Origin of the sequence: Streptococcus sp. Marseille-P7375 (genome assembly GCF_902460365.1) — a bacterium.
GTDB lineage: Bacteria > Bacillota > Bacilli > Lactobacillales > Streptococcaceae > Streptococcus > Streptococcus cristatus_I.
In genome coordinates, this window is the sequence record NZ_CABPTR010000004.1 from 141806 (window position 1) to 166683 (window position 24878).

The window sequence follows — 24878 nt, forward strand, 5'->3', positions numbered from 1 at the left end:
CATCCTTTTCATTTTTATTATAAAAAGAAAAAGTTCCTTTGCCAATAGCATCTGCCTAACAATCCAGTTATTCTCCATAACAAACAGATTTTTAAAAGTTATCCACAGGATGTTGACAACTTTGTCAATAAGTTGACAGTTCTTTTTATTTCTTGAAATGAAAATCAACTTTTTTACTCTTTTTTGTGATAAAATAAAGCCAATTCCGAATAGTAAGGTAGGAGGTTCTATGAAAGCAGAAATTATTGCTGTGGGCACCGAGATTCTGACAGGTCAGATTGTCAATACCAATGCCCAATTTTTATCTGAAAAGCTAGCTAGTCTAGGAGTTGATGTCTATTTTCAGACGGCAGTGGGGGACAATGAAAATCGCCTTCTCTCTGTCCTAGAAATTGCCAAAGAGCGCAGTGATTTAATTATCCTGACAGGAGGTTTGGGGCCAACAGAGGATGATTTGACCAAGCAGACCTTGGCTAAGTTTGTCGGTCGAGATTTGAGCTTCGACCCAGCGGCTGTGGAAAAGTTGGATCGTTTTTTTGCCAGCCGACCAGACTATGCCCGAACGCCCAACAATGAACGTCAGGCCCAGCTGGTGACAGGCTCGACTCCGCTACCAAATGCGACTGGCTTAGCTGTCGGAGGATTGTTAGAAGCAGACGGAGTGACCTATGTAGTCCTGCCTGGCCCACCTAGCGAGCTCAAACCTATGGTCAATAACGAGCTGGTTCCCCTCTTATCCACAGGTCAAAAACTGTATTCACGGGTGCTGCGCTTCTTCGGAATTGGCGAGAGTCAGCTGGTGACTATTTTGGCTGAAATGATTGATCAACAAAGCGATCCGACCATTGCACCTTATGCAAAGACGGGCGAAGTGACCTTGCGACTGTCCACCAAGGCTTTGAGTCAGGCAGAAGCGGATGCTAAGTTTGAGGCTGTGGAAAAGTCTATTTTGGCATATCAAACTTTTGAGGGGCAGTCTTTGTCCGAGATTTTCTACGGTTATGGAGATGACAATTCCTTGGCTCAAGTGGCCTTTGATCTGCTCAAGAGTCAAGGGAAGACGATTTCAGCGGCGGAGAGTTTGACAGCTGGCCTCTTTCAGGCGACCTTGGCGGATTTTGCTGGGGCTTCCGCTATTTTTTCAGGTGGCTTTGTCACCTATAGCATGGAAGAAAAGAGCCGGATGCTGGATATTCCACTGGGAGAGCTGGAGAAGCATGGTGTCGTTTCAGCTTTTACGGCTGGGAAAATGGCAGAGCAGGCTAGAAAGTTGACTCAGAGTGACTTGGCTGTCAGTCTGACAGGTGTGGCAGGTCCAGATTCACTGGAAGGCCATCCAGCTGGGACAGTTTTTATCGGCTTAGCGAGTGAATTAGGAACGGAAATGATTGAGGTCAATATTGCTGGTCGCAGCCGAGGTGATGTGCGGAAGATCGCCGTCATGCACGCCTTCAACCTCGTACGAAAAACTTTATTAAAGAACTGATTTTTGGTATAATAAACAGATATTCAAAAGATAATTTTAAAACAGGAGAAATAAATGGCAAAAAAACAGAAAAATTTGGATGAAATTACAAAGAAATTTGGAGATGAACGCCAAAAAGCTTTGGATAACGCTCTGAAGAATATTGAAAAAGACTTCGGTAAGGGAGCGATTATGCGTCTGGGCGAGCGGGCGGAGCAAAAGGTTCAAGTCATGAGTTCAGGCTCTCTGGCTTTGGATATCGCCCTTGGTGCGGGTGGTTATCCTAAAGGACGGATTATTGAGATTTACGGTCCAGAGTCTTCTGGTAAAACAACCGTTGCTCTTCACGCAGTGGCTCAAGCTCAAAAAGAAGGTGGTATCGCAGCCTTTATCGATGCGGAGCACGCTTTGGATCCGTCATACGCTGCAGCTTTGGGTGTCAACATTGATGAATTGCTGCTGTCACAACCTGACTCTGGCGAGCAAGGCCTTGAGATTGCTGGTAAATTGATTGACTCTGGTGCGGTTGACCTTGTTGTTATCGACTCTGTTGCAGCTCTGGTACCACGTGCAGAAATCGATGGCGATATCGGTGATAGCCACGTCGGTTTGCAGGCTCGGATGATGAGTCAGGCCATGCGCAAATTGTCTGCTTCCATCAACAAAACTAAGACGATTGCCATCTTTATCAACCAACTTCGTGAAAAAGTTGGAGTTATGTTTGGAAATCCTGAAACAACACCAGGTGGACGTGCTTTGAAGTTCTACGCTTCTGTTCGTCTGGATGTCCGTGGTAATACCCAAATCAAGGGTACAGGCGATGCGAAGGACACCAATGTCGGTAAGGAAACCAAAATCAAGGTCGTTAAAAACAAGGTGGCTCCACCATTCAAGGAAGCCTTTGTGGAAATCATGTACGGAGAAGGTATTTCTAAGACAGGCGAGCTAATTAAGATTGCGACCGACTTGGATATCATCAAAAAAGCGGGTGCTTGGTACTCCTACAATGATGAAAAAATTGGCCAAGGTTCTGAAAATGCTAAGAAATACTTGGCTGATCATCCAGAAGTCTTTGATGAAATCGACCGTCAAGTCCGTGTACGTTACGGTTTGATTGAAGATGATGAACCAGCAGAAGCGGTGAAGGGTAAGGCTGAGGCTCCTCTTGAAAAATTAGAAGAAGTGACTCTTGATCTAGACGATGCCTTTGACATTGAGGAATAATTTTTCAAAATAGGTCGCAAGACTGATGGTTTTTGTGGTATAATATACTACGATAGTAGTATCGTGTAGCGAAAGGAGTACTTGCATGATCACAATTTATACGGTTTCAAGTTGTACTAGCTGCAAAAAAGCAAAGACCTGGCTAAACGCCCATCAATTGACTTACAAGGAGCAAAACCTTGGTAAGGAAGGAATTACCAAAGAAGAAATTCTTGATATTTTAGCAAAAACCGAAAATGGCATTGCCAGCATTGTATCTTCAAAAAACCGTTATGCAAAAGGACTCGGTGTTGATATTGAAGATTTGAGTGTAAACGAAGTCATTGACATCATCATGGAAACACCGCGGATTCTGAAAAGTCCGATTTTGGTGGATGACAAGCGTCTCCAAGTTGGTTACAAGGAAGATGATATCCGTGCCTTCTTACCTCGTGCAGTGCGTAATGTTGAGAATACAGAAGCTCGCTTACGAGCAGCTCTATAATTAGATAAGGAAAGGCGCCTTTTAGGCTGCCTTTTTTCTGTATCATTACCTAAAAATGATTGACAAGCGGTTAAACTATGATACAATATCTCTGAGGAGGACGGAACGTGAAGAAATTTTTACTAATTTTTGGCTTAGCAGCTGTGATATTGACTGGCTGCGCTCATAAGAAAGCGGACAAGCCAAAGGGAAAAAAAGAGGAAATTACAACTAATCTCCCCATTATCAGTCAGGCTGAAAAGCAGGAAGTCATCACCAAAAAGCTAGTTTTCCCCAAAGATGAGCAAGGAATTCAATCTAGTCAAATTATCACTTATCAAGGGAAACGTTTTATCAAGGTGATTATGGAGAGAATTACTCCAACGGATGATAGTATCAAAAATGCTATTAAAGAAGTGGGACTGGAGGAGACTCAGCGGCTCTTGGATGAATCAATGCAAAAGGATACGGACTATACTCAAGCAAAAACTGTTGCTGGTTTCACCGGAACCGTTCAGATTCTTAATGAAAATGAACTGAAAATCACGTCAACTTACGATTTTGACAATTTGGATATTGAAAAGGCACTCACTTTAAATTATTTTAAAAATAGCAATCTAAAAGAAATGACAAAGATGCCACCTGAAGAATATATCAATAATTTATTGATGAACGGGGCTGAGGAGCGACAGTAAGGAAGCTTCTTGTCAATCATAGAAAACCAAAAAGGAGAAAGAAATGAAAAAATCAGTAGTACTTTTAATGGCTAGTTTGGCGGTGTTGACAGCCTGTGGACAACAATCACATAGTGGAAAAGCTGGTAACAATCAGTCTGTCCAAAGCAAGGCAAAAGATAAATCGGTTACCAAGTCTTATCAGTTAAATCAAAAGGTACAAGGCCTTGATCAAACGATGACCTTGACAGTTACCTACGCGGGCAAGAAATATGAAAAAGTGAATATTGCTATTTCACAAAATTTGCCAGAAGAAGCTAAGTCTGCCTTAGCTGGTCAAGACTTGTCCTCTCTGCAAGAAGAGGTGAGTAAGAGCTTCAAGCAAAGTTCAGGAGTGGATAAACTTGAACAAGTAAAAGGTATTCAAGTGAATGTTAAAGTAACCGAAAAAGGCACTGTTGATATTGATTTCGTTATTGATCCGACAAATCTTGATTATGATGCGGCTTCTAAAGTACCGACCTATGGGCCAATCTTTAGCCAAATGAAGTCTCAGACTCCAGAAGAATTTATCAAGTCCTTCCAAGATGAAGGGGGCAAGGAAATTAGCAATCCGTCCTAATATTTCTGATGAAAACTAGTCTTTGAAAAGGGCTAGTTTTTTGATGGGAAGGAGCGGTAAATAGTTGAAAAAATGTCGAAAAAGTAGAAAATTTACATGGATTAAGTTTGTGAAACTGCTGTAATTATGCTATAATGATGGTATTCTTAAAGAAAGAGGGTGTAATTGTGGGATTTACAGACGAAACTGTACGTTTTAATCTTGATGATTCAAACAAAAAAGAAATTAGCGAGACTTTGACCGATGTCTACAAGTCACTCAATGATAAGGGCTACAATCCAATCAATCAAATCGTAGGTTACGTGCTGAGTGGAGATCCTGCTTATGTGCCTCGTTATAATAATGCTCGAAATCAGATTCGTAAATACGAACGCGATGAAATCGTAGAGGAACTGGTGCGTTATTATCTGAAAGGGCAAGGCGTTGACCTCTGATGAGAATTATGGGACTAGATGTTGGCTCGAAAACAGTGGGCGTCGCAATTAGCGATCCACTTGGCTTCACCGCTCAGGGACTTGAAATCATTCAGATTGATGAAGAGAAAGAGCAGTTCGGTTTTGAGCGTTTGACGGAGCTTGTCGAGCAATATAAGGTGGACAAGTTTGTACTTGGCCTTCCGAAAAATATGAACAATACCAGCGGTCCACGAGTGGAAGCGAGTAAGGCTTATGGCGAGAAGATTGCCCAGCTTTTCCAAATCCCGGTTGAGTATCAGGACGAGCGTCTGACGACAGTGGCTGCTGAGCGCATGCTGATTGAACAGGCGGATGTCAGCCGCAGCAAGCGCAAAAAAGTGATTGATAAATTGGCGGCTCAGCTAATTTTACAAAATTATTTAGATAGAAACTTTTAGAAAGAATTGAGGAAACAATTATGGCACACGATCATAATCATGACCATGAACAGGCACAGCCTGAATTGATTACCTTGGTAGATGAGCAAGGGAACGAGAATTTATTTGAAATTCTTCTGACGATTGATGGTAAGGAAGAGTTTGGAAAAAATTACGTACTTTTAGTACCAGTAAATGCTGAAGAAGATGAGAATGGCGAAGTTGAAATCCAAGCTTACTCATTTACAGAAAATGAAGACGGAACAGAAGGCGAATTGGAACCAATCCCAGAAGATTCTGATGCAGAGTGGGATATGATTGAAGAAGTCTTCAACAGCTTTATGGAGGAGTAAAAAGGTCCGGGGGACCTTTTTAGCCCGAGCTTGAAAACCAGAAAGCGAGTAAGGTCTGGGGGACCTTTTTAGCCCGAACTTAGAAACTAGAAAATCAGCCAGTTTGAGAATTTATCTCAGCTTGGCCATAGCTAGTTTCTTTACAAAGAATAGAAAAGAGAGAGAAGCGAGTGGCGATTCACATTTGAAGTCTGCTTCGCTTCTCTTTTTATGTAGGAAAAGTGATGAATGAGATTGAAAAATGGTTGAATGGTCGTATTGGCCTAAACTTTCGTTCAGGTTTGGAACGGATGCAGAGAGCGGTAGATTTGCTGGGGAATCCTGAACGGGCTTATCCAGTCATTCATGTGACGGGAACGAATGGCAAGGGCTCCACTATTGCTTTTATGCGGAATTTATTTGCCGATCAAGGGAAAAAAGTAGCCAGCTTTACATCGCCACATATGATTAGCGTTCATGACCGTATTTGTATCAATGGGCTGCCGATTTCGGATGCTGATTTTGTTCGCTTGGGGCGGCAGATTCAGGAAATGGAGAGGGAATTGGTCAAGACGCACGACCAGCTATCCTATTTTGAAATCTTGACCTTGCTGGCCTTTCTTTATTTCAGAGAGGAGAAGGTTGATCTGGCTCTCATCGAGGTAGGAATTGGCGGACTGTTGGATACGACCAATGTCTTGGATGGGCAAGTTGCAGTGGTGACCTCAGTGGGCTTTGATCATCAGGAGACGTTGGGGCAGACGCTTACAGCGATTGCAGAGCAGAAGGCTGGTATTTTCAAAAAAGGTCGTTCCGCAGTCATTGGCCCCTTGCCGGAGGAGGCTCGTCAGGTCTGTGAGCAGCGGGCAGAAAGCTTGGACTTGGATTTGTACGAATACGGTCGAGATTTTTGGTTTTCTGATCGTTCTTTTAAGAATAAAGACCTGCTTTTATCGCATTTGGTCTTGGGATTACAAGGTGATTACCAAGAAGAAAATGCAGCGCTGGCTTTGCAGGCTTTTCTGCTTTTTATGAAGCAAATGGGCTGGGAAATTGATTTTTCTCTGCTTCCTTCTTCTTTGCAGAAGACCCATTGGGCGGGGCGGCTAGAGGAAATTAGCCCGAATATCTATCTGGATGGTGCTCATAATTTACCAGCTTTGGCGCGTCTGGTCGAGTTTATCAAGGGGCAGAAGGGCAAGACATGTAGCCTGCTGTTTGGAGCTTTGAAGCGCAAGGATTATAGCGGTATGCTGGCCTATTTGCAGGAGGCTCTGCCAGAGGTTCAGGTGACGGTGACTAGCTTTGACTACGGAGAATCTGTGGGGCAGGCAGAAGCTGCGGACTTTGAATATGTGGCTGATTATAGAGCTTTTATTGAGAATTTCAAACAAGAGCAGACGGCCGACCAAGTTCTTTTCGTAACGGGCTCACTCTATTTCATTGCAGAGGTTCGAGCCTACCTCCAGAGTGTATAAGTTGACCATAGAAAGCCTTGTTTGGTAAAATAGAAGTGGAACAAAGAAAGGAGAAACAAAATGAAGGTTTCAAAAAAATTAGTTCTTTCAGCCCTTACGGCTATGACCGCTTTTGTATTGGTAGCTTGTGGCAATTCTGGTCAAAATCCATCCAATCAGGCTGCTCAATCTCAAGCGAGTTCCTCTGTTTCTCAGTCATCTGAGACAGTGTCATCAAATAGCAAGGCAAGTAGCAATACAAACAGTAGCGCAAATACTAGTAGTTCAGAGGCTTCTACCTCCAGTCAAACGGCTGCCAGTGACTTAGATGGGACCTATAAGGCCACTCATGAAGGTGATGCCTTAACCCTAGAAGTTTCTGGAAATAAAGGAACCCTGACCAAAGTCGAACGCGACGGTGACCAGAAAATTAAACAGGTGCTGATTGATCCAACCAATCAAACTATGATTGTTGGGGATGACGTTAAGCGCTATCGCGTAGAGGGCAATCAACTGACTCTGGAAGATTTGTCGCAGGAAAACGATGATGACGACACAATCATCTTCACCAAGCAATAATTTTCAAAAAAGGAATATCCTAAAAAGGCTGGACAGATGCTCCAGCTTTTTGCGTTTGTGAATAACAGAGTGCAGGGGCTTCCTTTACCCTTGGACTAGAGGTCATTTTTTGAAAAAATTTTGAAATTACTGCTAATTATTGTTATACTAGATAAAATGTGAGATGAGGAAGGATTAGGATGAATCTAGGCAAGTTTCGTTTGCTGATGTCTAAGTATGGTTTCAGCATCATTATCATGTTACTGGAATTATTTCTTGTTTTTGCAGTCTTTTTCTATTTTAGTCAATTGGTGCCTAATTGGTTATCAGCCCTTGTCATTGTTTCTTTATATATTGGGACTATCTTGGCGATTGTCAATCGGAATATGCCTCCTGAAAGTAAGGTGACCTGGCTTTTGTTCGCAGTCGTACCTGTCTTTGGTTTTCTGCTTTATCTGATGTTTGGGGAGCGCCGCCTTTCCAAAAAAGAAATCCAGCAGCTGGAAAAAATGGACTCAATGAAGTTTCGAGAGGACAACAGCTATGACCTGCGAGTCGAACTCAAGCAGGAAAATAAATCAGCCTTTGGCATTGTCAAGTCTTTGCTGAGTATGGATCACAATGCCGATGTCTACGATGGCACGGCTTCGCAATATTTCCCTCTTGGAGAAGAGATGTTTGAAGCTATGCTGGATGATTTGCGTTCGGCCAAGAAATTCATTTTTCTGGAATTTTATATCATTGATCCAGGTTTGATGTGGAACCGTGTCCTTGAGATTTTGGTAGATAAAGTCCAGCAGGGAGTTGAAGTCAAGCTGCTCTACGATGACATTGGCTGTATGGCGACCCTCTCGGGAGATTACACGAAAAGACTGCGCAAGATGGGAATTGATGCTCATAAGTTTAATAAGGTGATTCCGCGGATGACGGTGGCCTATAATAATCGTGATCACCGCAAGATTTTGGTGGTGGATGGGCAAGTCGGCTATACAGGAGGTATCAATCTGGCAGACGAGTATATCAACCATATCGTGCGTTTCGGACATTGGAAAGATGGCGGTGTCCGTCTGGAAGGTAGTGCAGTGAAGGCTCTGACGCGTCTTTTCTTGATGAATTGGTACATCAATCGCGGGGAAATTACAGACTTTGACCGTTATCATTTTGATAGCCAGCGAGTGGAAGGCAAAGGGCTTTATATCCCGTATGGTAGTGGTCCCAAGCCGATTTATAAGGAACAGGTGGGCAAGGCTGTCTACCAGAATATCATCAATCAAGCCATCGATTATGTCTATATCACGACCCCTTATTTGATTATTGACTATGATTTGACAGAGGATATCAAAAACGCAGCCATGAGAGGGGTGGATGTTCGCATTGTGACGCCATTTATTCCTGATAAAAAGCTGATTCAGATAGTCACTCGTGGTGCCTATCCAGACTTGCTGGAAGCTGGTGTTAGGATCTATGAGTACACTCCTGGTTTTATCCACAGTAAAAACGTTATTTCAGATGATGAGTTAGCCGTGGTCGGAACTATTAATTTTGACTACCGTAGTCTGGTGCATCATTATGAAAATGCGGTTCTTATGTATCAGACAGAAACGATTGCGGACATTAAGCAGGATTTTGAAGGCTTGTTTGACGTTTCCAAAGAAATCTCCCTTGAAACCCTTCAGAATAGCTGGTACCAGCGTTTACTGAAGGAAATCATGCAATTATTTGCTCCGCTACTTTAAGGAGAGTGGGACAGAAATCGGTAATTCGTTAGAATTCGATTTCGTCGTCCCACCTCCGCACAGTTGAGTAGGGCTGTAAAAGCTGATAAAATCAGCCTAGTAGAGCCCACTCAACCCCTGCGTCTTGCTTGACAATCCAAAGACAATTGAGAGGCTAGGACTTTTGTCCCAGCCTCTTTTTTCTGTCTTTTGCTGAGACATTAGCTACAAATCATGCTTTCTTGTGATTACTGCCTTTATTTTACGGATAGTAAATTGGGAGCAGAGAATCAAAGGAGGGTTAAAGATGGAAATAGCAAAAATAATTTATCGGCTTCCTTGTCCAGAAAAACGGCCAATTTACCTGAGATTTCGCGATTTGGAGCGTTTGGCAAAGAAGGGACAGAAAAAGAAAGGGAGCCAAGATAAGGCTGACAGAAAGAGTGCTTTTTGATATACTATAGAGTATGGAAATCAAGGAGAACTTTTATGAATGAAAGAAATCAGCAGGAAAACGTGGAAATTTTAGTATCTATGTCCGCAGAAACCTGGCAAAATACGAGTGAGAGACGGCGATTAGAGAAAATAATCGAGCCAGTTCCCTCCTTACAACTATTTTTTTGGAGCGTCTTGGTCAGTTTGACAAGCGTCATCAATCCTCTACTAACCAACTTAGCCACCAATTTGCAATCGCAAAATCTATATGCTGGCTGGGCGCTGGCTCAGGGAGAAGTTGCCTATGCAAATATTTATGGTACCAGTGGTCTCCTCTACTATTTGGTAAGCTGGTTGGGGAATTTATTTTTGGGTCAGCTATTGTTTTTACTTTTCCAAGTAGTGGCTTTGACCTTGGCAGGAGTATATCTCTTCCAGACAATTTCACAAATAACGGTTAGAAGTGGTCTAGCTCGCCAGATTACAGTCCTGTTCTATTTGTTTGTACTGACACTGGGATTTGGCGGAACTTATTCTATTATTTTTGCCTTTCCATTTATCTTTCGGAGTTTGTACCATCTCGTGAAGTACTTACAAGGACGTGTCCGTGATGAGTCTTTTATTCGTTTTGGGATGGTTGGAGCCTTGGCTTTTCTAATCGAGCCAGCTTTTAGTCTGCTCTTTTACTCATTGACGACGCTGTTCTTGCTCTTGTACAATATCACTGACAAGCGAAAAGCGCGTGGCTTTTATCAATTGCTGGCAGGTCTATTAGGTTTTTCTCTAGTCTTTTATCCACTGGGCTACTATACAGTTTTGAATGGCTCTTTTGGTGTAGCGATTAGCCAAGCTACTTATGTTCTAGAGGCTTTTCGTCTCAATGGCAGCTATATATTCGATCATTTGCTCTATTATGGTTTGCTTTTCCTAGGATTAGGTTTTGCGACAGCGCTGATGACGGCTTTTGCTTTCAAAGAAGAACCAACTGCCGCGCGTGGCATGCGCTTTATTGGTTTACTAGGTCTTCCTATCAGTTTTGTTGGTGTTCTGGGCCTGCCAGAGAAGGGTGCCTATCAATTGTTGACGACTCTGCCTTTTGCCTTGCTGTTACTGGCCTTGTGGCTGGATACAGGTGGAGACAGGGATGGACATGAAAGACGCCACCGTAAGCCTACCCAGACTTCTGGCTGGAATCGTTACTTGGGCAAGCAACTCTTTCTGCCTTTGCTTGCGATGCTTTATCTCGTAGCTTATCCATTTGTAAATGAGTATATTCTATCCAACGGAGTTTCAGCAGAGAGAAATCTGGCTGCCCAACATATTCGTGAAAACAGCACTAGCAAGGATAGCATTTATGCTTGGGACAATACAGCTAGCCTCTATAAAAAATCGCAGCGTTTATCCGCTGTTTCTCTACTGAGTCCGTCGCTTTATACAGGAACGGAGGAAAATCGCATTTTCTTGCGTAATGCTTTAAACGAAGCAAGTCCAAAGTTTATTTTAGTCAATAAAGATGTGAAACTCTTTTCGGATGTGAAAAAGAAAATTTCTCAAGATTATGAAGAAGTAAACCTAAAACTCAATCACTTCAAGCTTTATCAAATCAAGTAATTAAATCAATATGTTGTGTGTAAAATAAAAAAATAACAATTTTAACACAACATATTGATTTTTTATTTTGGAGTGATATAATGTTTGGTAGATGATTAATTGAGAAGAGGAAGTGTTTGTGATGATTTTAAGAGAAGCAAAATTTGATACAGCGCCTACCATCTACGTTGAGAAGCGAGACGGCCGGAGAGTAGCTTTTGATGTGACTAAGATCTATAAGGCTATGGTACGAGCGGCTCAGGACCTTGGTCCCATGACGCCTATGCTGGAAGCTAAGCTCGAAACCATCACAGACCGTGTTGTGGCAGAAATCAGCAGTCGCTTCGCTAAGTTTGTCAAAATCTATGAGATTCAGAACATTGTTGAGCATGAGCTTTTGAATGCCAAGGAATATGCCATTGCAGAGAACTACATCACTTACCGCACCCAACGGGATTTTGAGCGCTCAAAGGCGACTGATATCAACTTTACCATCGACAAGCTCCTCAATAAAGACCGCACGGTAGTCAATGAGAATGCTAATAAGGACAGCGATGTTTTCAATACCCAACGGGATTTGACCGCAGGGATTGTTGGTAAGTCCATTGGGCTTAAGATGTTGCCGCCTCATGTGGCCAATGCCCACCAGAAGGGGGACATCCACTACCATGATTTGGACTACAGCCCTTATACACCTATGACGAACTGCTGTCTGATTGACTTTGACGGCATGCTGAAAAATGGCTTCAAGATTGGGAATGCCGAAGTAGAGAGCCCCAAGTCTATCCAGACCGCGACAGCGCAAATCTCGCAGATTATTGCCAATGTAGCTTCCAGCCAGTATGGTGGCTGTTCGGCCGACCGAATTGATGAAGTCTTGGCGCCCTATGCTGAGCTTAATTATCAAAAGCACCTCAAGGATGCAGAGCAGTGGGTTTTGCTGGATAAACAGGAAGAGTACGCCTGGGCGAAGACCAAGAAGGATATCTACGATGCCATGCAGTCGTTGGAGTATGAGATTAATACTCTCTTTACCTCAAATGGTCAGACTCCGTTTACTTCGCTGGGCTTTGGTCTGGGCACCAATCGTTTTGAGCGGGAAATTCAGAAGGCCATTCTCAATATCCGTATTAAGGGATTGGGAAGCGAGCACCGCACAGCGATTTTCCCTAAGCTGATTTTCACCCTTAAGCGTGGGCTCAATCTCGAGCCGGGAACGCCTAACTACGACATCAAAGAGCTGGCTCTGGAGTGTGCCACTAAGCGCATGTATCCAGATGTGCTTTCCTATGACAAAATTATCGACTTGACTGGATCCTTCAAGGTACCAATGGGGTGCCGTTCTTTCTTACAAGGTTGGAAGGATGAAAATGGTCAGGAAGTCAATTCCGGCCGTATGAATCTTGGTGTCGTTACTGTCAATCTGCCGCGGATTGCGCTTGAGTCCGAGGGAGATTTGGATAAATTCTGGGAAATCTTTAACGAGCGGATGAATATCGCTGAAGACGCTTTGGTCTACCGAGTGGAGCGGACCAAGGAAGCTAGTCCAGCCAATGCACCGATTCTTTATCAGTATGGGGCTTTTGGCAAACGCTTGGGCAAGTATGATCAGGTAGACCAGCTCTTTACCCACCGTCGTGCAACGGTTTCCCTGGGCTATATCGGCCTCTATGAAGTGGCAGCAGTCTTTTACGGCGGTAATTGGGAGACCAATCCAGAAGCTAAGGACTTTACAGTTGCCATTGTCAAAGATATGAAGCGTCGGGTGGAAGAATGGTCCGAGCAGTATGACTATCATTTCTCTGTTTACTCGACACCATCTGAAAGCCTGACCGACCGTTTCTGCCGTTTGGATACAGAGAAGTTTGGCGTCGTTCCGGATATTACTGACAAGGAATACTATACGAACTCCTTCCACTACGATGTGCGCAAGAGTCCAACGCCTTTTGAAAAGCTGGACTTTGAGAAGATTTATCCTGAAGTGGGAGCCTCAGGCGGCTTTATCCACTATTGTGAGTACCCTGTGCTGCAGCAAAATCCTAAGGCGCTGGAGGCTGTCTGGGACTATGCTTATGACCGAGTCGGCTATTTGGGAACCAATACGCCGATTGACCGCTGTTATAAGTGTAACTTTGAGGGCGACTTCACGCCAACTGAGCGGGGCTTCACCTGTCCAAACTGCGGCAACAGCGATCCTAAGACGGTCGATGTGGTCAAGCGGACTTGCGGTTACTTAGGAAATCCGCAAGCTCGTCCAATGGTCAACGGCCGCCACAAGGAAATATCAGCTCGGGTCAAGCACATGAATGGCTCGACTATTAAGTATGAGGGAGATTAAGATGGGAAAGTATCAATTGGACGACAAAGGAAAGGCTCAGGTGCAGCGTTTCCATGAAAAGCATTCGCGGGGAGGCAATGGCAAAAAAGAGCGATTGGCCAAACTGCGTCAGCAATTTTTAGAAAAAAACAAGAAATAATAGAAGTCAGAGTGGGGCGCAAGGCGGTCTCACTCTCTTCGTATCAGGAGGAACTATGGAGCTTAGACGACCAGAACTAGAAGACAAGGAAAAGATTTTAGAGATGCTGGCTGACTTTGAAGCGGCTGGTAGCCGACAGGACGGCTTCTTTGGCGGAGCGGATTTTGTTTATGAGGACTGGCTGGAGACGATTCAGCTAGCTGAAGCAGGGCTAGGCTTGCCGCAAGGTTTTGTGCCTTACGTCCAACTGGTTTCTTTTGCTGCAGATGGTCAGGCTGTGGGCTTTCTCAATCTGCGTTTGCGGCTCAATGACCATTTACTCCAAGAAGGCGGGCATATCGGTTACAGTATTCGTCCGTCTGCGCGTGGGAAAGGATTGGCCAAAGAGCAGCTGCAGCAAGGTTTGCAAGTAGCTAAAGGTAAAAATATCAAACGTGCTTTAGTGACTTGTGATTGTGACAATGCTGCCAGTCGGGCAGTGATTCTGGCCAATGGCGGGGCTTTAGAGGATATTCGAGCTGGTAAAGAGCGCTATTGGATTGATGTAGATTGAGGATAGTTTATGAAGTTACGACGACCAACTTTGGAAGATAAAGACGCGATTTTAGAGATGATTGCGGAGTTTGATGCTGCAAAATCCTATATGCACGGCGGCATGGGCTCTACTTGGAAACGAGCAAAGGATTATGAGGATTGGCTGAAAATTGTAGAACGGAAGGAAGATGTGGCAAACTTGCCAGCAGGTTGGGTTCCTGCCATCCAATTTTTATCCTTTGATGAGACCGGCTTGCCTCTGGGCTTTTTAGCTCTGCGCCTGTCCTTGAATGACAAATTATTTGTGGAAGGTGGGCATATTGGCTATTCTATCCGGCCCAGCAAACGCAGAAAGGGCTTGGCTAAGTTGCAGCTAGAGCTAGGGCTAGCAGAGGCTCGCAAGCAAGGACTGGAACGAGTGCTGATTACCTGCGATGAAGACAACGAAGCCAGCCGCCGTACCATTCTCTCTGCTGGCGGTGTTTACGAAAATACAATCGATAGAAGTCAGCGCTACTGGATAGAGCTAGATGGGGAGGTGTCATGAACAATCCCAAACCTCAAGAATGGAAAAGTGAGGAGCTGAGTAAGGGGCGCATCATTGACTATAAGGCCTTTAACTTTGTAGATGGCGAAGGCGTCCGCAACTCCCTCTATGTCAGTGGCTGTATGTTTCACTGTGAGGGCTGCTATAATGCAGCAACTTGGTCTTTTAACGCTGGCATTCCTTATACGCAAGAGTTGGAGGAGCAGATTATGAAAGACTTGGCGGAGCCTTATGTGCAGGGACTGACCCTTCTAGGCGGCGAGCCATTTCTCAACACAGGCATTCTCTTGCCCTTGGTCAAGCGGATTCGGAGAGAGCTTCCGAACAAGGATATCTGGTCTTGGACGGGCTACACCTGGGAGGAGATGATGCTGGAAACGGAGGACAAGCTGGAGCTGCTGAGCCTGATTGACATCTTGGTGGACGGCCGTTTTGATATCACCAAGAAAAATCTCATGCTACAATTTCGCGGCTCTTCCAATCAGCGTATCATTGATGTCCAGAAGTCCCTTCAGTCAGGTCAAGTAGTCATCTGGGACAAGCTCAATGATGGTTTGCAAGCCTATGAGCAAGTTGACCGAGATGGCTTGTTATAATCGTCTAGATTGGAGCAAAACTTTCAGTATAAAAATAGAACATTTAGTCCAACTTTGTCCACAATTCTTAAAATGTCCTTACTATGTGCTAGCCGCTCTCTGAATTTCATGAGCAGAGTTCTATCTTAGTCTACCAAAATAAGGTAGTGTCAATGCCTTGGTATCGCTTTATTTTTCTGTGTTTTAGCTTGAATTCGATTTCAAAGTTGAAGTCGTTGACAAAAGAATAGGATTTTTTTACAATTATGTAATATTCTTAAGAAATTCTTAAAAAGCTATGTTTTTATGCTATAATAGACTAGAGTAATTTCGCACAGAAAGTAGTAAGGTGAATGTATCAGAGAGCAAAAAAGTCTAAAAAGAAAAGCGATCGATTAAAAATAGTTAATAGCACCCTCTTGGGTGTTTATACTTTGTTAGCGGCCTTCTTGATTTTCACAATTTTTCGCTATCATTTTCTAGCTTTTCGCTATGTGAATATCTTAGTGACAGCCCTTATCCTAGTAGTGGCGGTTCTATCAGGATTCCTGATTTTCAAGGGTAAGGCAGGCAAGACCACTAGTGCTATCCTAATAATAGCCCTGCTTGAGGTGTCTGTGTCTATGTATGCTGTAAAGGGTTTAGTCGACTTGTCGGCTGGCGTCAACTCCACTTCTAACTACTCTGAGTATGAAATGAGTATCGTTGTGCCGGCAGATAGTGATGTTCAGGACCTCAAGCAGTTGACAAATGTCTTAGCACCATCAGGCAATGACCAAGACAATGTCCAAGCACTGATGAAAAATATCAGTCAGACACAAGGGCATGAGCTGACAGTAGATACAGCATCTTCTTATCTCGCTGCCTATAAGTCGTTGACTTCTGGTGAAGCCAAGGCTATAGTTCTGAATAGCGTCTTTGAAGATACGATTCGTGGTGAAGATCCTGACTATGCTTCAAAAATTAAAAAAATCTATACTTATAAGATAAGCAAGAAGATTGATACAGCTATTGGCAAGCAAGATCCAAATGCAGAGGTCTTCAATATCTATGTCAGTGGTATTGACACTTATGGCCCGATTTCTTCTGTGTCACGCTCGGATGTCAACATTATCATGACAGTCAATCGTAAGACCAAGAAAGTCTTGCTGACAACCACACCACGAGATGCCTATGTTCCAATTGCGGACGGTGGCCTTAATCAGCCGGATAAGCTGACTCATGCGGGTATTTACGGCGTAGATGCTTCAGTTCACACCTTGGAAAACCTCTACGGTATTGATTTGAATTATTATGTCCGGCTAAATTTCACTTCCTTCCTCAAGTTGATTGACTTGCTGGGTGGGATTGATATTGAGAACGACCAAGAGTTTACTGTAGGAAATACTCATTATCCTATTGGTAATATTTCATTAAATTCTGAACAAGCGTTGACTTTCGTCCGTGAACGTTATTCTCTAAATGGCGGAGATAATGATCGTGGTAAGAACCAAGAAAAAGTCATTGCAGCAGTCATTAAAAAGCTGACTTCGACAGATGCATTGAAGAATTACAACGCCATTCTTTCAGGATTGCAGGATTCTGTCCAGACCGATATGAGCTTGGAAACAATGATGAATCTGATCAATACTCAGCTGGAGTCAGGCGGAAGTTATAATGTGACTTCTCAGGCCTTGACTGGAACTGGAAATACAGGTCTGCCTTCCCACGCGATGCCAGAAGCCAATCTCTACATGATGGAAATTGATCAAAATAGTTTGGCAGCTGCCAAAGCAGCGATTCAGGAAGTAATGGAAGGGAAGTAAAGCATGATTGATATTCACTCGCATATCATTTTTGATGTGGATGACGGTCCTAAGACACTAGAGGATAGCCGACGTCTGCTCGAAGAAAGCTATCGTCAGGGCGTTCGCACCATTATTTCTACTTCTCATCGCCGAAAGGGCATGTTTGAAACGCCTGAAGAAAAAATTGCAGCAAACTTTAAGCAAGTGCAGGAGTTGGCCAAGCAAGTTGCTGACGATTTGACCGTGCTATATGGAGCGGAGATTTACTATACTAGTGATATTTTGAAAAAGCTAGAAGAGGGGACATTTCCCGGTCTAGGTGGCACTAAGTATGTCTTGATCGAGTTTAGTATGAATACACCCTACAAGGATATTCACTCAGCCTTGGGCAATGTCATTCGCCTCGGTATGATTCCGGTAGTGGCACATATTGAGCGCTATCACTGTCTGGAAAATGACGAAGACAGGGTCAGCGAATTGATCAATATGGGCTGCTATATGCAGGTCAATAGTTCAAATGTTTTGAAACCAAAGCTTTTTGGTGATCGTTACAAATTTATGAAAAAGCGTGTTCAGTTCTTTCTAGAACGGGACTTAGTTCATTTCGTTGCCAGCGATATGCACAATCTCGATGACAGACCGCCTTATATGCAAAAGGCCTATCAGATTGTCGCGAAAAAATATGGCGCTGAGCGTGCGGAAGAACTCTTTAAGACAAACCAAGAAATCTTATTAAGTAACGAGTTTATTTAATCAATCAAACTCTGGAGAAAGTAAATACATGAATCAAGAAAATCAAATGATCGAAATCGATGTGTTGTCTCTGTTGAAGACAATTTGGAAACAGAAATTTTTAATTATCTTAACTGCCTTATTGACAGGTATTCTAGCCCTAGGTTATAGCGTTTTTATTGCTAAGCCTGCTTATAAGAGCACGACGCGTATCTACGTTGTCAATCGTCAGCAGGGCGAAAATCCTACCTTGACAAACCAAGACTTGCAGGCTGGTTCTTATCTGGTAAAGGACTACAAGGAAATCATCCTGTCACAAGATGTTTTGGCATCCGTCATTTCAGAATTGAAATTGTCAGGTTCACCATCTGACTTGGCATCTAAGGTGACGGTGACTGTACCGACAGATACTCGGATTGTGTCTATTACGGTTACGCATGCGGATCCAGCAGAAGCAAGCCGTATTGCCAATACTTTGCGCGAAGTTGCTGCTGAGAAAATCATCGCTGTTACCAAGGTATCCGACGTTACAACGCTGGAAGAAGCAGAAACGCCAAAAACACCGTCTTCTCCAAACATCCGTCGCAATACTATCATTGGAGTGCTTGCGGGTGGTGTCTTGATGGTCCTTGTAGTAGTGAGCGTGGAAATCCTTGATGACCGTGTCAAGAAGCCAGAAGATATCGAAGAAACCCTAGGAATGACCCTGCTTGGTGTCATCCCAGATATGAGTAAGGTAGGTTAGGAGATACAATGCCAATACTAGAGTTAGCAAAAAAGAAAAAACTTTCTATTTCACGGGTAGAGGAGTATTACAATGCCCTTCGGACCAATATCCAACTTAGCGGTGAAGATATCAAGGTGATTGCTGTTAGTTCTACCTTCCCAGGTGAGGGAAAGACGACAACTTCAACCAATCTTGCCCTGACCTTTGCCAAGGCGGGTCATAAGACACTTTTGATTGATGCAGATATCCGAAATTCAAAAATGCTAGGTGGAGTCTTTAAGAGCGGTGAGAAGGTTTCTGGCTTGACAGAGTATCTTGCGAGAAATACAGACCTATCTCAAGGACTGTGTGAAACGGATGAGGAAAATCTCTTCGTCATCACCTCAGGACAAGCGTCACCTAATCCAACGGCTCTTCTCCAGAGTGAACGATTTACCACTATGATGAGCGTCTTGCGCCGTCATTACGACTATATTATTGTGGATACGCCGCCTATTGGTATGGTGGTAGACGCAACCTTGATTGCCAAAGTTTGCGATGCTAGCCTTTTAGTCGTATCGACAAATGAAGTCAAACGGAAAATGGTTCAGAAATCTAAAACGCAGCTGGAACAATCATCCACACCTTTCCTTGGGGTAGTCTTAAATAAATACAATGTCGAAGCGGATAAATATGGTTTCTATGGTTCCTATGGATACTATGGGGATCAACTGAAAGAAGAATCGAATAAATAAAGGGATATTATGGAATTAACACGATCACAAAAAAGAATTATTCTGATGATAGCAGATGCTGTTTTAATATATTTTAGTGGTTTTGTGGCATACTTCTTTTTATCTGAATATATTTTGCTGTCAGATTTGAGTTTTGTACAAACCTTAACAATGACAGTTGTACTCTATTTTTTAATTGGAATCAAAACGAAACTCTTCTCGATTATTAATCGTTATACGGACTATAAAACTCTTAGTACGATCAGTCTAACCTTGGTCAGTGCTTACTTTGTTATTTTCTTAGTAGAACTTGCGCTATCCTTGCATACAAGCTATCGCTTTTTATTACTTAGTTGCATGTTCTCTATTTTATTTACTATGTCCATGCGTCTTTGCTGGAGAATGTGGTTTAGTTTTAAAAACGGAACGACTTATACAGAGGTTGAAGAAAGTAAAGTCAGTAGAACGCTAGTTGTTGGAGCAGGGGATGGTGGAAGCCTGTTTATTAAAACGGCTTTGAAAGAGTCACCCGAGTTAAAAATTGTGGCTGTCGTAGATAGTGATACAAGTAAGCAGGGCTCGTTTTTGCACGGTGTCAAAGTTGTTGGTACGGATAATCAAATCCCTGAGATTGTAGCAAACTATGAGATAAGTCAGATTGTCCTAGCAATTCCTTCTCTTAAACCAGATGAGTATGAACGGCTTTTCTCTCTTTGTAAAAAAACAGGCGCTAAAGTTAGTGCTATGCCGAAATATGAAGAAGTGGTTACAGGAAAGTTAAAAGTACATAAATTACGAGAAATTGATATTGCTGATTTATTGGGAAGAAAAGAAGTTAGACTTGATCAAACGAGTTTGCAATCCAATATTGATGGTAAGACAATTTTGGTAACAGGAGCAGGAGGCTCAATTGGCTCAGAGCTTTGCCGCCAAATTGCTCGTTTTTCTCCTGCAAGATTACTACTTTTAGGTCATGGAGAAAATTCTATCTATTTAATTCATAAAGAATTACTTGCTCAATATGGAGATAAAGTCGAAATTGTGCCTCTTATCGCGGATATACAAGATCGAGAACGGATATTCCATATTATGCATGAGTATCAACCTGATCGTGTTTACCATGCGGCAGCTCATAAGCATGTCCCATTGATGGAATACAACCCAACTGAAGCAGTAAAAAACAATATTTATGGAACCAAAAATGTGGCTGAAGCTGCGAAAGCAGCTGGAGTTGCTAAATTTGTAATGGTTTCTACAGATAAGGCTGTGAATCCTCCAAACGTCATGGGAGCTACAAAACGTGTGGCTGAAATGATTGTTACAAGTTTGAATGAGGAAGGGAAGACCTTGTTTGCAGCGGTTCGTTTTGGGAATGTTTTAGGAAGTCGAGGTAGTGTAGTGCCTTTGTTCAAGGAGCAAATTGCGAACGGTGGTCCAATTACCGTCACAGATTTCCGAATGACACGATATTTCATGACTATTCCTGAAGCAAGTCGTCTTGTTATTCAAGCAGGTGCGCTAATGCATGGTGGAGAAATTTTTGTGTTAGATATGGGGGAGCCAGTTAAAATTTTAGATTTAGCTAAAAAAATGATTACCTTGAGCGGTCACACGGAAGAGGAAATCCAAATTGTAGAAGCTGGAATTCGCCCAGGAGAGAAATTATATGAGGAATTGCTCTCTACCGAAGAGCGAGTTGACGAACAAATCTATGAAAAAATATTTGTAGGAAATGTTCAAGCTTTACCTAATTCAGAAGTAACAGCTTTCATTGATTCTATTTCTAAATTAGATGGAGCAGAGTTGAAAGCTAAATTAATAAAATTTGCGCAACAGTAGGAGTATAAATGATAAAGTTCGAAGATTTGCCAGCTCAGCTTAGAAATGAAGATGTGGAACGTTATTATAAATTGTTGAATAATAAACGAATTTCATTGTTTTGTAAATTATTAATGGACCGTTTACTAGCTTTGGTACTTCTCATCCTATTTTCTCCTGTTATCTTGATAATTGGGATTTGGATAAAAATAGATAGTTCAGGCCCAGCTATTTACAAACAAGTCCGAATTACACAATATGGCAGAGAATTTAAAATTTGGAAATTTCGAACTATGGTAGTGGGAGCTGATAAAAAAGGTTCTCTTGTAACTTCTCACAATGATAATCGCATTACTAAAATTGGGAAATTTATTCGGAAATATCGTATAGATGAACTGCCGCAATTGATTAATGTGTTATTAGGGGATATGAGTTTTGTTGGTACCAGACCTGAAGTTCCTAAATATACCGATCAGTATACAGATGAAATGAAAGCAACTTTATTGTTGCCAGCTGGGATAACCTCTCCAGCAAGCATTTCGTTCAAAGATGAAGATATTATAATCAATAGATGTGTCGAACGTGGTTTAACGGTTGATGACGCATATGTGAACGAAGTTTTACCCGCAAAAATGCACTATAATTTAGAGTATTTGAGACAGTTTAGTTTTATTAATGATCTAAAAGTCATGATTCAAACAGTAGTGGAAGTAGTTAGATAGGAGAGTAATCCGTTATGAAAAAATATAATATCCCTTTTTCCCCCCCAGATATTACAGAAGAAGAAATTGCAGAAGTTGCAGATACCTTACGTTCAGGTTGGATTACAACTGGACCTAAAACAAAAGAATTAGAAAGACGCTTATCAGAGTATACTCATACTAATCGTACGGTATGTTTAAACTCTGCTACAGCAGCTTTGGAGCTTATTTTGCGAGTTCTAGAGATTGGTGAAGGAGATGAGGTTATCGTCCCAGCGATGACTTATACGGCTTCTTGTAGTGTTATCACTCACGTAGGTGCGACTCCTGTTATGGTTGATATTCAAGAAAATTCTTTTGAAATGAATTATGATTTGCTTGAAGAAGCCATTACATCTAATACAAAAGCGATTATTCCTGTAGAGCTAGCAGGAATTATATGTGATTATGATAGAATTTTCGACATTGTTTTTGCAAAACAGCATCTATTTAAAGCGACTGGTAAGTTGCAAGATGTCTTTAATCGGATTGTAGTTATTTCTGACAGCGCTCATGCCTTAGGCGCAACGTACAAAAATGTTCCTGCTGGTAATATTGCTGATTTCTCATCATTTTCTTTTCATGCTGTAAAAAACTTTACAACAGCAGAAGGAGGCAGTGTCACATGGAAATCACATCCTGGTATTGATGATGATGAATTGTATAAAGAATTTCAGATTTTATCACTTCATGGTCAGACTAAAGATGCATTAGCGAAAACTCAATTAGGATCTTGGGAATATGACATTGTAAAACCGGCTTATAAATGTAATATGACAGATATCATGGCTTCAATTGGGTTAGTACAATTAAAAAGATATCCTCAATTACTGGAACGAAGAAAAGCGATTGTTGCTCAATATGATAAGGCATTTGAAGGTACGCCTATTTCGCCCCTGAAACATGAGGGGGCTTACCACCAGTCATCTAGACACTTGTATGTTACACGTATTGAAGGAATCAGTTTAGAAGAACGTAACTTGATTATTCAAAAGATGGCAGAGAAGGGTATTGCATGTAATGTGCACTATAAGCCACTTCCAATGTTAACGGCCTATAAGAATTTAGGTTTTGATATCAAAGATTATCCAAATGCATATCGTTATTTTGAAAATGAAATTACATTACCATTGCATACAAGATTAAGTGACGAAGAAGTGGAGTATATTATCGATAACTATAGATTTATATTGGACCGATTAATTAATAAGGGATAGTAAGAGGAATTTTGATGACTGGAGTTAATGTACGAAATCTGCAAGAGAAAACATTAGAAATTTTAGTGTATTTTGATACATTTTGTAAAGAACATAGTCTTACTTATTTTCTCTGCGGGGGTTGTTTAATTGGTGTTGAAAGGCATAGAGGGTTTATTCCATGGGATGATGATGTGGATATTTTTATGCCTAGGGAAGATTATGAAAGGTTAGCGGTAATTTGGTCGAAATATAATCAGAAATCGAATTATGTTTATTGTAGAACTGATCGAAAACATAATTATCATGATGCAGGAGCTTCTATTCGAGATAGGAGGACCACGTTTATCAATAGACATAGTATACATGATGATATTTGTCATGGTATAGGAATCGAAATAATGCCGATTGATGCTTGTCCTGATTCCAGATTTAGACGGTATTTACAATTATTTCATGCATTTGTCTTCTCTCTGTTTAATGTCCAGAGATTACCTGATAATAAGGGGGGACTGCTTAGAAATATGGCAAAAATTATGTATTTTTTAGTTCCCTCTCAAAATATTAGATATAAGTTATGGAAATACTCGGAACAACAAATGTCTAAGTATTCCTGGGAACAGTGTAATAAGGTTACAGAATTAATAGGAGCTGTTAAAGGGATGTTGATAGAACATCCAAAAGAAGATTTTGATAGTGTTATACGGTGTGATTTCGAAGGTTATAGTTTGCCGGTTATGAGAGGCTATAAGGAATATTTATCAAAGATATGGGGTGATTATATGCAACTACCACCAGTTGAATCTAGGGTTCCTAAGCACGACACTGTATATATTAGCACTACAGAACCATATGAACAATTCAAAGGTATTTATTATTGTACAAAAGAATGAGTAATCTTGATCATAAAAGTGGAGAAATCGTATGAATATTGCTATTATTTTTGCTGGAGGAACAGGTCAACGAATGAATTCTAAGACTAAGCCAAAACAATTTTTAGAATTACACGGGAAGCCTATTCTTATATATACGCTGGAACAGTTTCAAAAGCATGAACAAATTGATGCTATTGTTTTGGTTTGCTTACCTGAATGGAAAGACTATTGTAGAGACTTAATAGAAAAATTTAAAATTACTAAGGTCTGTAGTATTGTTTCAGGAGGAGAGACTGGACAAGAATCAATTTTTAATGGATTAGATGAGACTTTTAAAAAGTTTCCAGAAGAAAGCATTGTATTAATACATGATGGGGTTAGACCGTTAATTGATGCTGAAACTATATCTAAAGATATAGAATGCGTGCAAAAAAATCGCTCTGCTATAACAGTATCAGCTGCTAGTGAAACTATCAGCTTAAGAGGAGAGAATGATACTGTCGGAAAAATTATAGATAGAAGTCAATGTCAAATTGCAAAGGCCCCTCAATGTTTCGTACTCAAGGATATTTATCTATCTCATTTAAAAGCGCAAGAACAAGGAATGAGCGATTTTATTGATTCAGCCAGTTTAATGAGCTTCTTTGGATATACATTACATACTGTTGAGGGTCCTTCGGAGAATATTAAGATAACTTTCCCTTCAGATTACTATGTTTTTAGAGCTATCTTAGAAGCTAAAGAAAATTCCCAAATATTTGGTATTTAACATAAAAGGATATTTTGAAAG

The 24878-nt window shown here is 41.7% G+C and carries 27 protein-coding genes; all 27 read left to right on the plus strand.

Annotation, left to right across the window (positions count from 1 at the left end; translation table 11 throughout):
• Positions 1-229: 229 nt before the first annotated feature.
• The 27 genes from FZ954_RS09500 to FZ954_RS09625 all read left to right on the plus strand — a co-directional run bounded on the left by FZ954_RS09500 (position 230) and on the right by FZ954_RS09625 (position 24857).
• Positions 230-1486 (plus strand): competence/damage-inducible protein A, encoded by a 1257-nt coding sequence (locus FZ954_RS09500; protein WP_187423362.1) that lies wholly within the window; start codon positions 230-232, stop codon positions 1484-1486.
• Between the two features lie 54 nt (positions 1487-1540).
• The gene (gene recA / locus FZ954_RS09505; protein WP_048763545.1) at positions 1541-2689 is read left to right on the plus strand and encodes a recombinase RecA; all 1149 of its coding nucleotides are present in this window, start codon (positions 1541-1543) and stop codon (positions 2687-2689) included.
• 85 nt (positions 2690-2774) lie between these two features.
• The gene (spx, locus tag FZ954_RS09510; RefSeq protein ID WP_005591493.1) at positions 2775-3173 is read left to right on the plus strand and encodes a transcriptional regulator Spx; all 399 of its coding nucleotides are present in this window, start codon (positions 2775-2777) and stop codon (positions 3171-3173) included.
• Between the two features lie 107 nt (positions 3174-3280).
• Entirely contained in the window at positions 3281-3847 is a 567-nt protein-coding gene (locus FZ954_RS09515; protein WP_148878196.1) for an SP0191 family lipoprotein, read from the plus strand.
• A gap of 43 nt (positions 3848-3890) precedes the next feature.
• Positions 3891-4448: an SP0191 family lipoprotein gene (locus FZ954_RS09520; RefSeq protein WP_148878197.1), complete on the plus strand. Its 558-nt coding sequence runs from the start codon at positions 3891-3893 to the stop codon at positions 4446-4448.
• A gap of 167 nt (positions 4449-4615) precedes the next feature.
• A complete protein-coding gene (locus tag FZ954_RS09525) occupies positions 4616-4882 on the plus strand; it encodes an IreB family regulatory phosphoprotein (protein WP_060976488.1) in 267 nt (88 codons plus the stop codon).
• Complete coding sequence (gene ruvX, locus FZ954_RS09530) at positions 4882-5301, plus strand: Holliday junction resolvase RuvX (protein WP_005591497.1); 420 nt, start codon at positions 4882-4884, stop codon at positions 5299-5301. The genes FZ954_RS09525 and ruvX overlap by 1 nt, the downstream gene beginning before the upstream one ends.
• Positions 5302-5321: 20 nt before the next feature.
• Entirely contained in the window at positions 5322-5633 is a 312-nt protein-coding gene (locus FZ954_RS09535) for a DUF1292 domain-containing protein (RefSeq protein WP_005591498.1), read from the plus strand.
• Positions 5634-5857: 224 nt separating this feature from the next.
• Positions 5858-7090: a folylpolyglutamate synthase/dihydrofolate synthase family protein gene (locus FZ954_RS09540; RefSeq protein WP_148878198.1), complete on the plus strand. Its 1233-nt coding sequence runs from the start codon at positions 5858-5860 to the stop codon at positions 7088-7090.
• Positions 7091-7150: 60 nt separating this feature from the next.
• On the plus strand, positions 7151-7648 hold the full coding sequence (locus FZ954_RS09545) for an SP_0198 family lipoprotein (protein WP_148878199.1): 498 nt from the start codon (positions 7151-7153) through the stop codon (positions 7646-7648).
• 179 nt (positions 7649-7827) lie between these two features.
• On the plus strand, positions 7828-9363 hold the full coding sequence (cls, locus tag FZ954_RS09550) for a cardiolipin synthase (RefSeq protein ID WP_148878200.1): 1536 nt from the start codon (positions 7828-7830) through the stop codon (positions 9361-9363).
• A gap of 286 nt (positions 9364-9649) precedes the next feature.
• Entirely contained in the window at positions 9650-9796 is a 147-nt protein-coding gene (locus FZ954_RS11785) for a hypothetical protein (RefSeq protein WP_187423363.1), read from the plus strand.
• 80 nt (positions 9797-9876) lie between these two features.
• Positions 9877-11388, plus strand: coding sequence for a heme transporter CcmD (locus FZ954_RS09555; RefSeq protein WP_398587659.1), 1512 nt, complete (start codon positions 9877-9879; stop codon positions 11386-11388).
• A 121-nt stretch (positions 11389-11509) separates the two neighbouring features.
• Positions 11510-13705, plus strand: a complete 2196-nt coding sequence (nrdD, locus tag FZ954_RS09560) for an anaerobic ribonucleoside-triphosphate reductase (protein ID WP_148878231.1) — start codon at positions 11510-11512, stop codon at positions 13703-13705.
• Between the two features lies 1 nt (position 13706).
• Positions 13707-13844 (plus strand): hypothetical protein, encoded by a 138-nt coding sequence (locus FZ954_RS09565; RefSeq protein WP_005592063.1) that lies wholly within the window; start codon positions 13707-13709, stop codon positions 13842-13844.
• Positions 13845-13899: 55 nt separating this feature from the next.
• A complete protein-coding gene (locus tag FZ954_RS09570; protein WP_148878202.1) occupies positions 13900-14397 on the plus strand; it encodes a GNAT family N-acetyltransferase in 498 nt (165 codons plus the stop codon).
• Between the two features lie 9 nt (positions 14398-14406).
• On the plus strand, positions 14407-14925 hold the full coding sequence (locus FZ954_RS09575) for a GNAT family N-acetyltransferase (RefSeq protein WP_148878203.1): 519 nt from the start codon (positions 14407-14409) through the stop codon (positions 14923-14925).
• Positions 14922-15521: an anaerobic ribonucleoside-triphosphate reductase activating protein gene (gene nrdG / locus FZ954_RS09580; RefSeq protein ID WP_148878204.1), complete on the plus strand. Its 600-nt coding sequence runs from the start codon at positions 14922-14924 to the stop codon at positions 15519-15521. The genes FZ954_RS09575 and nrdG overlap by 4 nt, the downstream gene beginning before the upstream one ends.
• A gap of 332 nt (positions 15522-15853) precedes the next feature.
• Complete coding sequence (locus FZ954_RS09585; RefSeq protein ID WP_148878205.1) at positions 15854-17305, plus strand: LCP family protein; 1452 nt, start codon at positions 15854-15856, stop codon at positions 17303-17305.
• A gap of 3 nt (positions 17306-17308) precedes the next feature.
• Positions 17309-18040 (plus strand): capsular polysaccharide biosynthesis protein Cps4B, encoded by a 732-nt coding sequence (cps4B, locus tag FZ954_RS09590; RefSeq protein ID WP_062003909.1) that lies wholly within the window; start codon positions 17309-17311, stop codon positions 18038-18040.
• A gap of 28 nt (positions 18041-18068) precedes the next feature.
• On the plus strand, positions 18069-18764 hold the full coding sequence (locus tag FZ954_RS09595; RefSeq protein WP_048791596.1) for a CspC family polysaccharide chain length determinant protein: 696 nt from the start codon (positions 18069-18071) through the stop codon (positions 18762-18764).
• A gap of 8 nt (positions 18765-18772) precedes the next feature.
• Complete coding sequence (locus FZ954_RS09600; protein WP_148878206.1) at positions 18773-19480, plus strand: tyrosine-protein kinase; 708 nt, start codon at positions 18773-18775, stop codon at positions 19478-19480.
• 9 nt (positions 19481-19489) lie between these two features.
• A complete protein-coding gene (locus FZ954_RS09605; protein ID WP_148878207.1) occupies positions 19490-21298 on the plus strand; it encodes a nucleoside-diphosphate sugar epimerase/dehydratase in 1809 nt (602 codons plus the stop codon).
• 8 nt (positions 21299-21306) lie between these two features.
• Entirely contained in the window at positions 21307-21999 is a 693-nt protein-coding gene (locus FZ954_RS09610) for a sugar transferase (RefSeq protein WP_148878208.1), read from the plus strand.
• A 14-nt stretch (positions 22000-22013) separates the two neighbouring features.
• Positions 22014-23234 carry a DegT/DnrJ/EryC1/StrS aminotransferase family protein gene (locus FZ954_RS09615; protein ID WP_148878209.1) on the plus strand — a complete coding sequence of 407 codons (1221 nt, stop codon included), beginning with the start codon at positions 22014-22016 and terminating at the stop codon, positions 23232-23234.
• A gap of 14 nt (positions 23235-23248) precedes the next feature.
• A complete protein-coding gene (locus FZ954_RS09620; RefSeq protein ID WP_148878210.1) occupies positions 23249-24106 on the plus strand; it encodes a phosphorylcholine transferase LicD in 858 nt (285 codons plus the stop codon).
• Between the two features lie 31 nt (positions 24107-24137).
• Positions 24138-24857: a 2-C-methyl-D-erythritol 4-phosphate cytidylyltransferase gene (locus FZ954_RS09625; RefSeq protein WP_148878211.1), complete on the plus strand. Its 720-nt coding sequence runs from the start codon at positions 24138-24140 to the stop codon at positions 24855-24857.
• Positions 24858-24878 lie beyond the last annotated feature (21 nt).

Coding starts and splice junctions, on each gene's coding strand:
- nrdD (WP_148878231.1), top strand. CDS start 11,510: ATGATTTTAAGAGAAGCAAAATTTGATACAGCGCCTACCATCTACGTT.
- FZ954_RS09605 (WP_148878207.1), top strand. CDS start 19,490: ATGGAATTAACACGATCACAAAAAAGAATTATTCTGATGATAGCAGAT.
- FZ954_RS09545 (WP_148878199.1), top strand. CDS start 7,151: ATGAAGGTTTCAAAAAAATTAGTTCTTTCAGCCCTTACGGCTATGACC.
- ruvX (WP_005591497.1), top strand. CDS start 4,882: ATGAGAATTATGGGACTAGATGTTGGCTCGAAAACAGTGGGCGTCGCA.
- spx (WP_005591493.1), top strand. CDS start 2,775: ATGATCACAATTTATACGGTTTCAAGTTGTACTAGCTGCAAAAAAGCA.
- FZ954_RS09610 (WP_148878208.1), top strand. CDS start 21,307: ATGATAAAGTTCGAAGATTTGCCAGCTCAGCTTAGAAATGAAGATGTG.
- FZ954_RS09565 (WP_005592063.1), top strand. CDS start 13,707: ATGGGAAAGTATCAATTGGACGACAAAGGAAAGGCTCAGGTGCAGCGT.
- FZ954_RS09535 (WP_005591498.1), top strand. CDS start 5,322: ATGGCACACGATCATAATCATGACCATGAACAGGCACAGCCTGAATTG.
- FZ954_RS09575 (WP_148878203.1), top strand. CDS start 14,407: ATGAAGTTACGACGACCAACTTTGGAAGATAAAGACGCGATTTTAGAG.
- FZ954_RS09540 (WP_148878198.1), top strand. CDS start 5,858: ATGAATGAGATTGAAAAATGGTTGAATGGTCGTATTGGCCTAAACTTT.
- FZ954_RS09555 (WP_398587659.1), top strand. CDS start 9,877: ATGTCCGCAGAAACCTGGCAAAATACGAGTGAGAGACGGCGATTAGAG.
- FZ954_RS09625 (WP_148878211.1), top strand. CDS start 24,138: ATGAATATTGCTATTATTTTTGCTGGAGGAACAGGTCAACGAATGAAT.
- FZ954_RS09600 (WP_148878206.1), top strand. CDS start 18,773: ATGCCAATACTAGAGTTAGCAAAAAAGAAAAAACTTTCTATTTCACGG.
- FZ954_RS11785 (WP_187423363.1), top strand. CDS start 9,650: ATGGAAATAGCAAAAATAATTTATCGGCTTCCTTGTCCAGAAAAACGG.
- FZ954_RS09520 (WP_148878197.1), top strand. CDS start 3,891: ATGAAAAAATCAGTAGTACTTTTAATGGCTAGTTTGGCGGTGTTGACA.
- FZ954_RS09585 (WP_148878205.1), top strand. CDS start 15,854: ATGTATCAGAGAGCAAAAAAGTCTAAAAAGAAAAGCGATCGATTAAAA.
- recA (WP_048763545.1), top strand. CDS start 1,541: ATGGCAAAAAAACAGAAAAATTTGGATGAAATTACAAAGAAATTTGGA.
- FZ954_RS09620 (WP_148878210.1), top strand. CDS start 23,249: ATGACTGGAGTTAATGTACGAAATCTGCAAGAGAAAACATTAGAAATT.
- FZ954_RS09615 (WP_148878209.1), top strand. CDS start 22,014: ATGAAAAAATATAATATCCCTTTTTCCCCCCCAGATATTACAGAAGAA.
- cls (WP_148878200.1), top strand. CDS start 7,828: ATGAATCTAGGCAAGTTTCGTTTGCTGATGTCTAAGTATGGTTTCAGC.
- FZ954_RS09595 (WP_048791596.1), top strand. CDS start 18,069: ATGAATCAAGAAAATCAAATGATCGAAATCGATGTGTTGTCTCTGTTG.
- FZ954_RS09500 (WP_187423362.1), top strand. CDS start 230: ATGAAAGCAGAAATTATTGCTGTGGGCACCGAGATTCTGACAGGTCAG.
- FZ954_RS09570 (WP_148878202.1), top strand. CDS start 13,900: ATGGAGCTTAGACGACCAGAACTAGAAGACAAGGAAAAGATTTTAGAG.
- nrdG (WP_148878204.1), top strand. CDS start 14,922: ATGAACAATCCCAAACCTCAAGAATGGAAAAGTGAGGAGCTGAGTAAG.
- cps4B (WP_062003909.1), top strand. CDS start 17,309: ATGATTGATATTCACTCGCATATCATTTTTGATGTGGATGACGGTCCT.